The sequence below is a fragment of the Sulfitobacter albidus genome, from assembly GCF_018200035.1.
Taxonomy (GTDB): Bacteria; Pseudomonadota; Alphaproteobacteria; order Rhodobacterales; family Rhodobacteraceae; genus Sulfitobacter; species Sulfitobacter albidus.
The window spans coordinates 2,563,283-2,575,829 of record NZ_CP073581.1; the positions used below are offsets into that span (position 1 = coordinate 2,563,283).

Genomic DNA, 12,547 nt, shown 5'->3' on the forward strand with positions numbered 1-12,547 from the left:
GCTCCCCACCCGCACGACCACGCACGTTTACGCGACCAGCGTTTCCGCCTTTTTCAGATCGACGGAGACAAGCTGGCTCACCCCCTGCTCGGCCATCGTCACACCAAACAGCCGGTCCATGCGCGCCATCGTCACCGCGTGGTGCGTGATGATCAGGAATCGCGTGTCGGTCTGGCGGCACATCTCGTCCAGCAGATCGCAGAACCGCGTCACATTCGCATCGTCCAGGGGCGCGTCGACCTCATCCAGCACACAGATCGGCGCCGGGTTCGCCAGAAACACGGCAAAGATCAGCGCCATCGCCGTCAGCGTCTGCTCCCCCCCGCTCAACAGGCTCAGCGTGCTCAGCTTCTTGCCCGGCGGCTGGCACATGATCTCAAGCCCCGCCTCCAGCGGATCGTCACTCTCCACCATCACCAGATTGGCCTCGCCCCCGCCAAAGAGATGCGTGAAAAGCATCGAGAAATTGCTGTTCACCTGCTCGAACGCCGTCAGAAGCCGCTCGCGCCCCTCGCGGTTGAGGCTGGCAATCCCGTGGCGGAGCGTCTTGATAGCACTTTCCAGATCCGCCTTTTCCGAGACGAGCAAATCATGCTCCTCCTGCACCTCGCGGGCGTCCTCCTCAGCCCGCAGGTTCACCGCGCCCAGCGCGTCGCGCTGACGTTTCAGACGGTTCACGTCCGCCTCCAGCGCCTCCGCCCCCGGCATCCGGTCGGGCGACACATCCAGTTGCGTCAGTAATTGCTCCGGCGTCTGCTGCATCTCCTCCGCGATGCGCTCGGCGGCGGCGGCGACCGTCTCGCGCGCGGCCTCGGCCCGCGCGTCCGAGCGTGCCCGCGCCTCGCGCGCCTCAGAGGCCAGCCGCTCCGCATCCCGCTCCGCCACCGTCGCCTCGCGCAGCGCGGCCTCGCCCGTGCTCAGCCTGTCCGCCGCCTCCGCCCGGCGGCTTTCCGCGCGGGTGATCTCCTCGGCCAGCGCGTCGCGCTTGGCGGTGATCTCTTCCGGTGCCGCCGACGCCGTTGCCAGTTCCGCCTCTGACGCCGCCCGGCGCTCTTCCAACTCGGCGCTGCGCTTTTCCGCCGTCTCCAGCCGGTGCCGCCAGCCGCTCAATTCCTTGGTGACTTCCTGGCTGCGCTTGGTGCGCGCCTCGCCCTCGCGGCGCAGCTCGTCGTGGGCGGATCGGCGCGACATCATCGTGATGCGCGCGGCCTCGACGGTCATGCGCACGTCCTCGACGCCCGCGCGCGCGGCCTCCAGATCGCCCAGATCGGCCAGCGCGCGCTCCGCCTCCAGCACGCGGGCGCGCGCGCCCATCGCCTCTTCCTCGTGACGGCTCACGGCAAGGCCCAGCGATTCGAGCCGCCCTGCCGCCAGATTGCGCTCCGCCTCGGCCCGGCTCAGCGCGCGGCCCGCGTCGGCCACCGCGCGGTCGGCGTCGCGGCGGGCTTCGCGCGCGCGCTTGTCGGCCTCGGTCTGCGCCGCCAGCTCCCGCGTCAGCGTCTCATGCGCCGCGCGCGCGCCTTCGGCCCGCTGGCTCGCCTGCTCCAGCGATTGCTTCAGCGTTTCCAACCGGTTGAGCTGTTGCAACCGCAGCGCCGCCGCCGAGGGTGCATCCTCGGCCCAGGCCCGATACCCGTCCCAACGCCACAAATCCCCCTCGGGCGAGACCAGCCGCTGTCCGGGCTGCAACGCGGCCTGCAAACGCGGGCCATCGTCCGCTTCCACCAACCCGATCTGCGCCATGCGCCGCGCCAGAACATCCGGGCAGGAGACATGCTGCGTCAGCGGCGTGACCCCGGCAGGCAGCGGCTGCGGCGAGTCATAACCGGGCAGCGCCGACCAGCCCGACGGGCCATCGGCCTCGACCTCCGGCGCGCGCAGATCATCGGCCAACGCCGCCCCCAGCGCCTTTTCGAAACCATGCTCCACCTGCAACCGGTCGAGGATCTGCCCCCCCTCCGCCGTATCCCGCTCAAGCAATTTCGCCAGCGCCGTGGTCTCGGCGCGCAGGGCGTTCATCTCGCCTTCGGCTTCGGAGCGTTCGGCCCGTGCGCCCGCCTCGCGCGTCTGGGTCTGCGCGCGCTGTTCCTCAGCCGCGATCAGGGCCGCATCTGCCGCCTCGGCCGCCTGCGTGGCCGTACTCTCCGCCGCCTGCGCGGCCCCATACTCCGCACCTGCGCGGGCCAGCGCCGCCTCAGATTGCGCCACCGCTTCGCGGGAGCGCTCCGCCTCTGACTGCGCGCGGCTTTCCGTCTTGCGGCTGTCGCTCAGCAACCGTTCGGCAGAGCCATAGCGCGCGGCCAGCCGGGCCACATCCTCGGTCTGCTGGCTCAGCGCGTCCTCGCGCGCCTGCAACACCGCCGCCGCCTCGCGCGCCGCCTCCGCAGCACCCGCCAGCGCGCCATCGTGCCCCTCGCCCGCCTTGGCAAGCTCGCGGGCCTCCCACTCCAACCGCTCGATCGTCTCGCCCGCGTCGCGGTTCAGCCCGGCCTCGCGGTCCAGATCGCGGGTCAGCTGGGCGATGCGCCCCGTGAGCGTCTCGATCAACTGGCGGGCGCGCGCCTCCTGATCGCTCAGCGTATCGCGCTGCACCACCAGCCGCTGCACCACGGCGGCGGCAATCGCGTCCTCCTCGCGCAGGGCGGGCAGCGCATCCTCCGCCACCTCACGGGCCTTCACGGCGGCACGCACCAGCGCCTCCGCCTGCGCCGCGGCAGTCACCCGGCTGCGCAACTCCGCCTCCGCGCCCGCCCGCGCGTCATCCGCTTCGCGCCAGCGGCGGTACAGCAACAGCCCTTCGGTATTGCGCAGCTGGTCGCCGATATCGCGATACCGCGCCGCCTGCCGTGCCTGCCGCGCAAGCTGTGCCAGCTGTGCGGCCAGTTGCTCGATCACATCATCCACGCGGGCAAGGTTCGCCTCCGCCCCGTTCAGCTTCAGCTCCGCCTCATGCCGCCGCGCGTAGAGCCCCGAAATCCCCGCCGCCTCTTCAAGGATGCGCCGCCGGTTCTTAGGCTTCGCGTTGATCAGCTCGCTGATCTGTCCCTGCCGCACCAGCGCGGGGCTATGCGCGCCGGTCGAGGCATCGGCGAACAGCATCTGCACGTCGCGCGCGCGCACGTCCTTGCCCGCCGCCTTATAGGCGCTGCCCACGTCCCGCGTGATCCGCCGCGTGATCTCCAGCGTGTCGGCCTCATTGAACCCCGCGGGCGCAAGCCGCTCCGAATTGTCGATGCTCAGCGCCACCTCGGCAAAGTTGCGGGCGGGCCGCGTCGCCGCCCCGGCAAAGATCACATCCTCCATCCCGCCGCCGCGCATCGCCGTGGGGCGGTTTTCACCCATCACCCAGCGCAGCGCTTCGAGCAGGTTGGATTTCCCACAGCCGTTCGGCCCCACAACACCCGTCAGACCATCGGCGATGATCAGATCGGTGGGGTCCACAAAGCTTTTGAAGCCCGTCAGCCTGAGTTTGGAAAAGCGCATCGCGTCCTGATTCCGATTGAGACGCTAACCTGCCGATCCTGCCCCCTCCGAGTCAACCTCTCCCCACAAGGGAGGGCGGCAATCGGCCAGTTATCCACAAGATATTGCGGTTCACTTCACAAAACCGGGGTACACTCAATCTCAACTTGCAGTCCGCCCAGCACTTTCACCCCGGTGCCGCGCACCGGTACACAGTCAAGATCGACGGGCGTGCGCGGGATCGGCTTTGCCGGGCCCTTCCCGCATTTCAGGATGCCGATCGCCTGCGCCTGATCGCCGCGCACCTCGCGCACCTCGCACCCGCTGACCTGCGCCATCGCCACCGCCATGCGCCCCTTGATCGGGCCAAATCGCGGCGCGTACTGCGGATTGGTGCGGATCGCCTCCGCCAGCTCGTCGCGCACCCGCACGTCAAAGACTGATCCCTCAACCGTGACCTGCGTGGCGGGCAGCCCGCGGAAATGCGGCCCGGCCGTATTGCACGCGGCCAGACACAGGAAAATCAGCAAAACCCTCATCCCGCCACGCTGCGCGCAAATGGTTAACGAAACGCTAACCACGCCCACCCTTGCCGCCCTGCGCAGGTGGTCATATTATCTGACCAATTGGAGGAGCCTGCCCCATGCCATTCCGTCCCGTTGCCCCGGAAAAACTCTCCACCGCCGTGGTCCGCCAGGTCGAAGAGTTGATTCTGCGTGGCATCCTGCGCCCCGGCGAACGCCTCCCGTCCGAGCGGGAGCTGTCCGAGCGCCTCGGCGTCTCCCGCCCCTCGCTGCGCGACGCGATTGCGCAGTTGCAGGACACCGGGCTGCTCAGCGCCAAGCCGGGCGCGGGCGTCTATGTGGCCGATGTGCTTGGCTCCGCCTTCTCGCCCGCGCTACTGGCGCTGTTTGCGCGCCACGACGAAGCCGCGATGGACTACCTGTCGTTCCGGCGTGACATGGAGGGGCTCGCGGCAGAGCGCGCCGCGCGGCTGGGCTCCGACACCGATCTGGCGGTGATCGACACGATATTCACCAAAATGACCCAACCGCAGGACGCTGAGTCAGAGGCGAGCCTCGACGCGCAATTCCACATGGCCATCGTCGAGGCGAGCCATAATGTTGTCATGCTGCATATGATGCGGTCGATGTACGATCTGCTGCGCGGGGGCGTGTTCTATAACCGTCAGGTCATGTTCAGCCAGCAGACCACCCGCGAGGCGCTGCTGGAACAACACCGCGCGATCCACGCCGCGCTGATGGCGCGCGACGCCCCCGCCGCCCGCACGGCGGTCGAGGCGCATCTCAGCTTTGTCGAACGCGCCCTGCTCGACCAACAACGCGCCGCCCGGCACGAGGACATCGCGCGCCAACGCCTTGACCACGCGCGCGAACGCTAGGTCAGCCGCGCCATCATGCGCCGCACGATCACCCGATGCGCGGGCGCGACGGGCAGCATGTACAGCCGTCCAAACCAATTATGCACCTTTACAGACGAGGTCAGCGTCAGCGTGCGGCCCCGCACCGTCAGACAGCTCATCGTGTCCAGATGCCGGTCCCGCGCGGTGAGGCTCAGCCGCGTGTCGTCGATCGTCTCGACGGTAAAGAAATCCAGCCGGTCGCCCGCCTGCACAAATCCCGGCTCCCGCCCCGAAAGCCCGCCAATGCGCGCCACCCCGAACCGGGCCGAAACCGCATCACGAATGCGAAACGCCGTCTGCAACAGCGGCAGCGGATCGCGGGTCATGGCAAACCACGCCTCCAGCGGCGTCAGGGGGCGCGCCATCTCGACCGTATGCTGGTGCAGGAAGTTCAGCTGATCGCGCGGGGCGATAATCTCTACCTGCGCGGTCTCGATCTTCATCCCATCCCCCCAACGCAAAAGGCCCCACCGGATCCGGCGGGGCCTCTGCAATTCCTGTAAGCCACGTTCAGTGCAGCTTGGCGTCGACTTCGTCGATGCCCGCGTCGATCAGCTTGTTGGCCTCGGCCGCGCTCATCTGCTTGGCGATAACATCGCGCGAGGCCATGACGGCGATGGCAATCGCCTGATCGCGCACTTCCTTGACGGCGGCGGCCTCAGCACTGGCGATCTGTTCGCCCGCGTTGGCCAGACGGCGCTCAACGGATTTTTGCAGATCCAGCTTCGCCTGCTCGCCCGCCGCTGTCGCCTCGGACTTCGCATCAGCGACGATGCGGTCGGCCTGTTCCTGCACTTCTTTCTGCTTGCGCTCGTAAGAGGCCAGCAGCGCCTGCGCGTCCTCGCGCAGCTTGCGGGCTTCCTCGATCTCGGACTTGATGCCCTCGGCGCGTGCGTCCAGCATCCCGCCCAAGAGGCCCGGCACCTTGAAATACACAAGGATGCCAAGGAACACGAGCAGACCCAGCAGCACGATGAAATCGGTGTTGGCCATGGAGAAAAACGGACCCTTCGCCGCAAAGGCAGGGGTCGCGCCCAGCAGGGCCAGAACGGATGTGAGTGTCAGACGCATGGCGTTATCCTTTCATCCGGGCGTTGACCGCCGCGGTGACGGTCTTGGCATCCGCCGTGCCACCCATGGCGGCGACGATTTCCTTGGCCGTATCCTTGGCCACTTCCTTCACGCTTTCCAGCGCGCCTTCGCGGATCTCCGCAATGGCTTTCTCGGATTGGGCGGATTTGGCGGCAATCTCTTCGTCCGCCTTGGCGATGGCGGCGTCCAGATCGGCCTGCATCTCTGCCTTGGCCTCGCCGATGATGCGCTGCGCCTCGGCCCGCGCGTCGATCAGCGCCTTGTCATAGGCGGCCTCGGCGGCCTCTGCCTTCGCCTTGAGATCCTCGGCGGCGGCAATGTCATTCGAAATGGTGCCCTGACGCTCTGCCAGAACGGCGGCGATCCGGGGCAATGCAATGCGCGACAGGATGAAATAGATCGCAACAAGGGCGACCACCAACCAGAAGATCTGGTTGCCCCACCAGTCAAAACACAACTGCGGCATCCCGATGGCCGAGCCATCCGGGCCGACGCATGTTCCTGCGACTGCGGCGCTTGTTTCAGTTGCCATTCCGGCCTCCTGTCAAAACGGGTGTGTACGATGGGCGATGCAGGTGTCCCGCACCGCCCAATGCGTAAGGATCGTCTGCGGTGTTCTTAGACGGCGAACATCAGCAGAAGGGCCACGAGGAACGCGAAGATCCCCAGGGCTTCCGCGAACGCGATGCCGATGAACAGGGTGGCTGTCTGCGACGCAGCAGCCGATGGGTTGCGCAGAGCGCCTGCGAGGTAGTTGCCGGCCACGTTGCCAACCCCGATCGCGGCTGCGCCGGACCCGATTGCTGCCAGACCTGCGCCGATGTGTGCGAGTTCGCCTTCCATGTGAATTCTCCTTACGATTGGAAGTTGAGGTGTAGTGGTGCGGACGGGCCGAGGCCCATGTCCCGCGTCGTTAGTGGTGTGGGTGCAGCGCGTCCTTGAGGTACACGCATGTGAGGATGGTAAAGACGTAGGCCTGGATAAAGCTCACCAGCACCTCCAGCCCGTACATCGCCGTGATGCCGAGGATCGCGATGGGCGATACCGCCAGCAGCGCCGCGAAGCCCGCAAAAACCTTGATCACCGCGTGGCCCGCCATGACGTTGCCCGCCAGACGAATGGAGTGGCTCACGGGGCGCACGAAATACGAGATGATCTCGATCACGGCCAGCACCGGGCGCAGCGCCAACGGCGCCGACGAGACCCAGAAGAGGCTCAGGAACGCGGTGCCGTTCTTGACAAAGCCCAGCACGGTCACGGTGATGAACACCGCAAAGGCCAGCACAACCGTCACGGCAAAATGCGACGTCGGCGTGAACGCCGTGGGGATCAGGCCAAGGAAGTTGGCACAGACGATAAACATGAACAGCGTCATGATGTAGGGGAAGAACTTGACGCCCTCCTTGCCGCAAATATCCTCGACCATCTTGTAGATGAAACCATAGGCCAGCTCGGCGACCGACTGCATTCGACCCGGCACAACCGCGCGCTTGGACGTGCCCAGTACGAGGATCGCGAACACGGCCAGAACGGCAAGGCCCGTCCAAAGTGCTGCGTTCGTGAAGGTGTACCACGCGACGGGACCATCGCCGCCCAGAGGCGAGACGATGAACTGGTCCATCGGGTGAAACACCAGACCGCCTTCTTTGGATTCTGTCGCCATCTCAGGGCCCCTTATCATCTCTGCCCGCGTCGGGCGTTGTCTCTTCAGCCAGCTCTGCCAGCTTCTTGTCCTGGATCTCCTGCGCGGAGCGGAGCATCGTCTTTACCCCCGCCGCAAGGCCCAGCATTGTAAACAGCACCAGGAAAATCGGGAGCGTCCCCAACCACAGGTCCAGCCCGTACCCCATGCCAAAGCCGATGCCCAATCCGGCCACCAACTCAATCACCATCCGCCAGGCCAGTTGCGCCTGTGAATAATGCTCATCCACCCGCGGTTTAGGTGCCTGAAGCCCCTTGGCCGCCGCGATCCGCGCCTCGATCTGCTGCAAGTGTGCTTTGCGGTCCTGATCTTCCACGCGCGGGATCCCCCGGATGTTCGGGCCTTAGCTACTGCGCTGCGGCATCGGAGTCAACGCGGCAGCCCGGCAGATCAAAGCACTGAAATACATAGGTATTTCGGGCGACGCACACTGAACGCCCCACGGCACCCCGCGCAATCGGGCCCAAATCCACATTCAACCATCCGGTTGATCGTGGCGCCACCGCGCCGTGCGCGCCCGAAGCCAATCGCGAAATAGCCGCACCGGCTTCCGCCGCGCGGCCCCCTCGGCCAACAGCATGTGATACCCGCCCTCGCGAAATCCCACGTCGGACAGACGCACAAGCCGCCCCAGCGCCACCTCATGCGATACCACCTCTTCTGAGACCAGCAGCACCCCCTGCCCGGCAATCGCCGCCTCCACCGCCAGCGCCGAGGACATGCGCCAGACCTCCTCGGCAAAATCCTGCGGCAGCGGCACGCCAGCCCGGGCAAACCACGCGCGCCAGGTGCCATTCGTGCGGTCCCGCATCAGCGGCAGGTCCAGCAAGGCTTCGGGCGCCACCGGACCCGGTGCCACCGTGGGCGCGGCGAAAGGATAGAGCATCGCATCGCTCAGCAACGCCGCCCCCGGATAGGACGCATTGGGCGGAATGAAGCGGATCGCCACATCCGCCTCGTAGCGCGCCACATCCGCCAGATGGCGCGACGCCTCCAGTCGCACGTCGATGCCGGGATGCAAAGCACTGAAACCCGCCAGCCTAGGCACCAGCCATTTGGTCGCGAACAGCGGCTCGCTGTTGACGCTCACCGTACCCGCGGGCGCCTCCGCCAGCCCCTCGGTCGCCTCGCCAATCAGATCGAACGCCGGGCTGACCTGCGCCAGATAGGCCGCCCCGTCGGGCGACAGGCGCACCCCGCGCGACGCCTCCTGGAACAATTGCACGCCCAGCCGATCCTCCAGCCCGCGCACGTGGCGGCTGATGGACGAATGGCTCACCCCCAGCTCATCCGCCGCGCGGCTGAACGATTGATGCCGCCCGGCAGCCTCAAAGGCGCGCAGGGCGTTGAGCGGTGGGAGGGAGCGGCGCATCCCCAATTTGTGCATTTTATGCACAAGTCATGTCAAGGAAAGGCTTTTGTGCGGCACAGCCCGATGGCGCATAAAAAACCCATGTTTTATAGATCTCAGATCACAGGCCTGCCCGCCATGCCCCACCGGATACCGCCCCCTAAACTCAGTCAAATTGTGCGTATTCTGCGCAGGCTTCGGCCACGCCGCCATCCGGACACCCTGAACCTCAGCGCGCATTTGCGCCGCGACGCCGACCTGGACCCGACGGATCCGACGCTGCCCCAACCGCGCCACCCCTATCTCTGAACGCTTCCCCTCGGCCCGCCCAGCGCCTATGTAGCGGGCATGAGCCAATCCCTCGACACCACCTTTGCGGCGCTTGCCGATCCGACCCGCCGGGCGATCCTTGCGATGTTGCTGGAGGATGACATGGCCGTCACCGATGTGGCCGAACCCTTCGAGATGTCGCTTGCCGCGATCTCGAAACACCTTGGCGTGCTCACCGCCGCCGGGCTCATCACGCAGGAAAAGCGTGGCCGGGTGAAATGGTGCAAGCTGGAGCCCGACGCCATGCGCGCCGCCTCCGTCTGGATGCAGGGGTTTGGGTTGTTCGAACCCGTCAATCTTGACGCGTTCGAACGGTTCTTGAAATCGGAGTTTCCGCGCGACGACGCGCCCTAGCCGCGATCAGCCGTAGAAAAAAATGCGCACGATCGCGACGACGATCACCACAAGCCCGATCAGATAAATGAGATTCCGCATGGGGTATCTTACGCGATGCCAAGAAGGCGCAGAATGACGATGACCACGACCACAAGGCCGACGAGGTAGATGATGCTCCGCATGGGAAGGCTCCTTTTGACATATTGTCGCACTCAACGCGCGATTGCGGGATTCCGTTCCGGCGAATATGTCGAATTTTAATTGGGCGCGTCCTCGCGCAACAAGAGCACCAGCGCCAGCACCGTCAAACCTACCCCCACGCCCAGCAGCGCAGGCGGTGCCGGGTTGCCCAGCGCAACCTCCCAACAGATCACCCACGTCGGCACCAGATAGGTATAAGCCATCACCTTGGCCGACGGCAGGCGCATGGTGGCGAATTGCACCAGCACAAAGGTGATCGCACTCGCGCAGAGCGAGACATAGAATATCGTGACCCAGACCAGCGGGCGCAGCGCGGCCCACTCCGTCTGCGCAATCGCGCGCCAGCCCACAAGGCTCATCAACAGCGCGCCCGCCACCAGCGTGCCGAAGGAAAACACCACCGCGCTTTCGCCCCGGTTCAGCTTGCGCACCATCGGCGTATAGATCGCGTGCGCGGCACAGCCGATCAGGAAAATCGCCTCCCCCCGCCCGATCTCGAACGCCATCAGCGCGCCCAGATCGGCGCGAAAAATCACCCAAAGCGCGCCAACGCCGCCGATCACCAGCGCCAGCGCCATGCGCGGCGTGGTGACCTGCCCCAGCAGCGGCCAGGCCACCAGCGCGGCCATCGCGGGCACAAGCGTGAAAACAGCGGCCGAGCTGACCGGCGGCGCGGTCTTGAGCCCCTCGAACATCAACACGAAATAGACTGAGAACAGCCCGCCCAGCACCAGATACCGCCAGGGCGCGCGCAGCGCCGCGCGGCGCATCCCGCCGCTGGCCCAGGCCACCGCCCCCACGGCCACACCCGCCACGATGAACCGCACCACGTTCAGCGCCAGCGGCGCGATCTCATTGGCGACCAGCCCGCCCAGCGAAAACGACCCCGCCACCAGCGCCGAAAACAACAGCATCGCAGCGTGACCCTGCGCCGATGGGCTCAGCGCGCGCGACGGGCGCGCGGCGCGGCTCAAAACGCCCCCGCCCTTGCCTGCTCCTTGAAAAACTGCACAAGCGCCTGCACCTTGCTGGTGCGGTGCAGGTCGACATGGGTCACCAGCCACAGCGACGATGTCCATTCCGGGCGCGGGCCTGCGATCTCGATCAGATCGCCCTCTTGAGTCGCCTCCCGAACGGGCAGAAATCCGATGCCCACCCCGCAGCGCACCGCCGCCTCCAGCGAGCGGTTGTCGTTGCCCCGCCAGACCACCCGCTCGCGCGGGATTGCCCCCGCCATCCAGCGATAGAACGGCGCACGGCTGTCGGGGTCATCCGCCCCCACGAACCGGTGGGCGGCGAACTCGGCGTCGTTCAGCGGCTGCCCGTAGGTGTCGACGTAGCCGCGACTGGCATAAAGCCCCATCTCCTCCGTCGCGAGCGGTTGCACCACATTGTCGGGCTGATCGGGCGGGGATCCCGCACGGATCGCCACATGCGCCTCGCCGTATTCCAGCCGGTACAGCCGGTCACCGGTCAGATAGCGCAGCAACACATCCGGATAGCGCGCCTGAAACGCGGCCAGAACGGGCGTGATCAGCGGCCCGACGGCAACCAGCGAGGTGACGACCAACTCGCCCGACACCTCGGTGCCGCGCCCCTTCATCCGGCTCAGCAATTGGTTGAACTGATCCTCGGTCACCTGCGCGACCCTCAGCAGATCCTCCCCCGCCTCTGTCGCCGTATAGCCGCGCGCGTGGCGCTGAAACAGCTTGACGCCCAGCCGCCCCTCCAGCGCGTCGATATGGCGGATCACGGTGGCGTGGTGCACGCCCAGCTGTTCCGCCGCGCCGCTGACGGTGCCCGCCCGCGCCACCTGATAGGCCGTCCGGATCTCATCCCAGTTCTGCATCTGCGCCTCCGTCTCCCCGCCGATATGAGAGTATGTTCATCCACGCACAGCGCCTAGTCAATACCGGCAGTTTTGTTCGTCACCGCAGGGTGGCATCTCTTTCTCGAACCCCCACAAAGGACTTTCCCCATGAGCATTCTGCACATCACCTCCTCCGCCAATCCCGGCGTCTCGACATCGACCCTGCTGGGCGCCGAAGCGGCGGCAAAAATCGGCGGGCCCGTCACCACCCGTGACGTGACCCACGGCCTGCGCCCCATCGACGCGGCATGGATCGCGGCCAATGTCACGCCCGAGACCGACCGCGATCCCGCCGCGCGCGCGCTGCTGGCCCAATCCGATGCCCTCGTGGCGGAGCTGCAGGCGCACGACACGCTGATCCTGTCCACGCCTCTCTACAATTTTGGCGTCACCGCCGCGCTGAAGAACTGGATCGACCTGATCTGCCGCGCGGGCCAGACCTTCCGCTACACCGACGCAGGACCACAAGGGCTCCTGCACGGCAAGCGCGCCGTCATCATCGTCGCCACCGGTGGCACCCCGGCGGAAGGCCCGCTCGATTTCGCGACCCCCTATCTGCGCCAGATCATGACCTTCATCGGCATCACCGATGTGACATGTATCGCCGCCGACCGCCTCATGGCCGACGCCGACCGCGCCATGGAAGACGCGCGCGCACGCATCGCAGCCCTCTGACCCTGCCCCGCGCGGGCGGCTTGACTCCCCCGGCCGCCCGCGTATCTCGGCCGCAAACCCCCGGAAGCCCGCCTTCCGGTCCTGGCCCCGTTCCCGGATCGCCCC

General features: G+C 66.6%; 14 protein-coding genes. 3 read left to right on the forward strand and 11 right to left on the reverse strand.

Going from position 1 to position 12,547, the window contains the following annotated elements:
* Positions 1–27: 27 nt before the first annotated feature.
* Entirely contained in the window at positions 28–3,483 is a 3,456-nt protein-coding gene (locus KDD17_RS12610; RefSeq protein ID WP_212703984.1) for a chromosome segregation SMC family protein, read from the reverse strand.
* A 116-nt stretch (positions 3,484–3,599) separates the two neighbouring features.
* Positions 3,600–4,001, reverse strand: coding sequence for a hypothetical protein (locus KDD17_RS12615; protein ID WP_254796793.1), 402 nt, complete (start codon positions 3,999–4,001; stop codon positions 3,600–3,602).
* Positions 4,002–4,105: 104 nt separating this feature from the next.
* Between KDD17_RS12615 and KDD17_RS12620 the strand changes: the two genes are divergently transcribed.
* Positions 4,106–4,864, forward strand: coding sequence for a FadR/GntR family transcriptional regulator (locus KDD17_RS12620; protein ID WP_212703985.1), 759 nt, complete (start codon positions 4,106–4,108; stop codon positions 4,862–4,864).
* Here the strand turns inward: KDD17_RS12620 and KDD17_RS12625 are convergent.
* The 7 genes from KDD17_RS12625 to KDD17_RS12655 all read right to left on the reverse strand — a co-directional run bounded on the left by KDD17_RS12625 (position 4,861) and on the right by KDD17_RS12655 (position 9,051).
* Positions 4,861–5,328 carry a DUF2867 domain-containing protein gene (locus KDD17_RS12625; protein WP_212703986.1) on the reverse strand — a complete coding sequence of 156 codons (468 nt, stop codon included), beginning with the start codon at positions 5,326–5,328 and terminating at the stop codon, positions 4,861–4,863. The two genes, KDD17_RS12620 and KDD17_RS12625, sit on opposite strands and share 4 nt — an antisense overlap.
* A gap of 67 nt (positions 5,329–5,395) precedes the next feature.
* Positions 5,396–5,956, reverse strand: coding sequence for a F0F1 ATP synthase subunit B (locus tag KDD17_RS12630; protein WP_212703987.1), 561 nt, complete (start codon positions 5,954–5,956; stop codon positions 5,396–5,398).
* Between the two features lie 4 nt (positions 5,957–5,960).
* Positions 5,961–6,509: a F0F1 ATP synthase subunit B' gene (locus tag KDD17_RS12635; protein ID WP_212703988.1), complete on the reverse strand. Its 549-nt coding sequence runs from the start codon at positions 6,507–6,509 to the stop codon at positions 5,961–5,963.
* Between the two features lie 86 nt (positions 6,510–6,595).
* Positions 6,596–6,820 (reverse strand): F0F1 ATP synthase subunit C, encoded by a 225-nt coding sequence (locus KDD17_RS12640; protein ID WP_011567586.1) that lies wholly within the window; start codon positions 6,818–6,820, stop codon positions 6,596–6,598.
* Positions 6,821–6,890: 70 nt separating this feature from the next.
* Positions 6,891–7,640, reverse strand: coding sequence for a F0F1 ATP synthase subunit A (locus KDD17_RS12645; RefSeq protein WP_212703989.1), 750 nt, complete (start codon positions 7,638–7,640; stop codon positions 6,891–6,893).
* Position 7,641: 1 nt separating this feature from the next.
* Complete coding sequence (locus KDD17_RS12650; RefSeq protein ID WP_212703990.1) at positions 7,642–7,995, reverse strand: AtpZ/AtpI family protein; 354 nt, start codon at positions 7,993–7,995, stop codon at positions 7,642–7,644.
* A 159-nt stretch (positions 7,996–8,154) separates the two neighbouring features.
* Positions 8,155–9,051 carry a LysR substrate-binding domain-containing protein gene (locus KDD17_RS12655; protein ID WP_212703991.1) on the reverse strand — a complete coding sequence of 299 codons (897 nt, stop codon included), beginning with the start codon at positions 9,049–9,051 and terminating at the stop codon, positions 8,155–8,157.
* Between the two features lie 327 nt (positions 9,052–9,378).
* Here KDD17_RS12655 and KDD17_RS12660 point away from each other — a divergent pair, with 327 nt between their 5' ends.
* On the forward strand, positions 9,379–9,714 hold the full coding sequence (locus tag KDD17_RS12660; protein ID WP_212703992.1) for an ArsR/SmtB family transcription factor: 336 nt from the start codon (positions 9,379–9,381) through the stop codon (positions 9,712–9,714).
* A gap of 239 nt (positions 9,715–9,953) precedes the next feature.
* Here the strand turns inward: KDD17_RS12660 and KDD17_RS12665 are convergent, their stop codons facing one another.
* Together KDD17_RS12665 and KDD17_RS12670 are read right to left on the reverse strand one after the other, a co-directional pair.
* Complete coding sequence (locus KDD17_RS12665; RefSeq protein WP_431358157.1) at positions 9,954–10,841, reverse strand: DMT family transporter; 888 nt, start codon at positions 10,839–10,841, stop codon at positions 9,954–9,956.
* A gap of 26 nt (positions 10,842–10,867) precedes the next feature.
* Entirely contained in the window at positions 10,868–11,746 is an 879-nt protein-coding gene (locus tag KDD17_RS12670) for a LysR family transcriptional regulator (RefSeq protein ID WP_212703993.1), read from the reverse strand.
* Positions 11,747–11,875: 129 nt separating this feature from the next.
* Between KDD17_RS12670 and KDD17_RS12675 the strand changes: the two genes are divergently transcribed.
* Complete coding sequence (locus KDD17_RS12675) at positions 11,876–12,442, forward strand: FMN-dependent NADH-azoreductase (protein ID WP_212703994.1); 567 nt, start codon at positions 11,876–11,878, stop codon at positions 12,440–12,442.
* Positions 12,443–12,547 lie beyond the last annotated feature (105 nt).

Bases quoted from the DNA above. Each gene is read 5' to 3' on its own strand.
- KDD17_RS12610 (WP_212703984.1), bottom strand. From the start codon at position 3,483: ATGCGCTTTTCCAAACTCAGGCTGACGGGCTTCAAAAGCTTTGTGGAC.
- KDD17_RS12615 (WP_254796793.1), bottom strand. From the start codon at position 4,001: ATGAGGGTTTTGCTGATTTTCCTGTGTCTGGCCGCGTGCAATACGGCC.
- KDD17_RS12620 (WP_212703985.1), top strand. From the start codon at position 4,106: ATGCCATTCCGTCCCGTTGCCCCGGAAAAACTCTCCACCGCCGTGGTC.
- KDD17_RS12625 (WP_212703986.1), bottom strand. From the start codon at position 5,328: ATGAAGATCGAGACCGCGCAGGTAGAGATTATCGCCCCGCGCGATCAG.
- KDD17_RS12630 (WP_212703987.1), bottom strand. From the start codon at position 5,956: ATGCGTCTGACACTCACATCCGTTCTGGCCCTGCTGGGCGCGACCCCT.
- KDD17_RS12635 (WP_212703988.1), bottom strand. From the start codon at position 6,509: ATGGCAACTGAAACAAGCGCCGCAGTCGCAGGAACATGCGTCGGCCCG.
- KDD17_RS12640 (WP_011567586.1), bottom strand. From the start codon at position 6,820: ATGGAAGGCGAACTCGCACACATCGGCGCAGGTCTGGCAGCAATCGGG.
- KDD17_RS12645 (WP_212703989.1), bottom strand. From the start codon at position 7,640: ATGGCGACAGAATCCAAAGAAGGCGGTCTGGTGTTTCACCCGATGGAC.
- KDD17_RS12655 (WP_212703991.1), bottom strand. From the start codon at position 9,051: ATGCGCCGCTCCCTCCCACCGCTCAACGCCCTGCGCGCCTTTGAGGCT.
- KDD17_RS12660 (WP_212703992.1), top strand. From the start codon at position 9,379: ATGAGCCAATCCCTCGACACCACCTTTGCGGCGCTTGCCGATCCGACC.
- KDD17_RS12670 (WP_212703993.1), bottom strand. From the start codon at position 11,746: ATGCAGAACTGGGATGAGATCCGGACGGCCTATCAGGTGGCGCGGGCG.
- KDD17_RS12675 (WP_212703994.1), top strand. From the start codon at position 11,876: ATGAGCATTCTGCACATCACCTCCTCCGCCAATCCCGGCGTCTCGACA.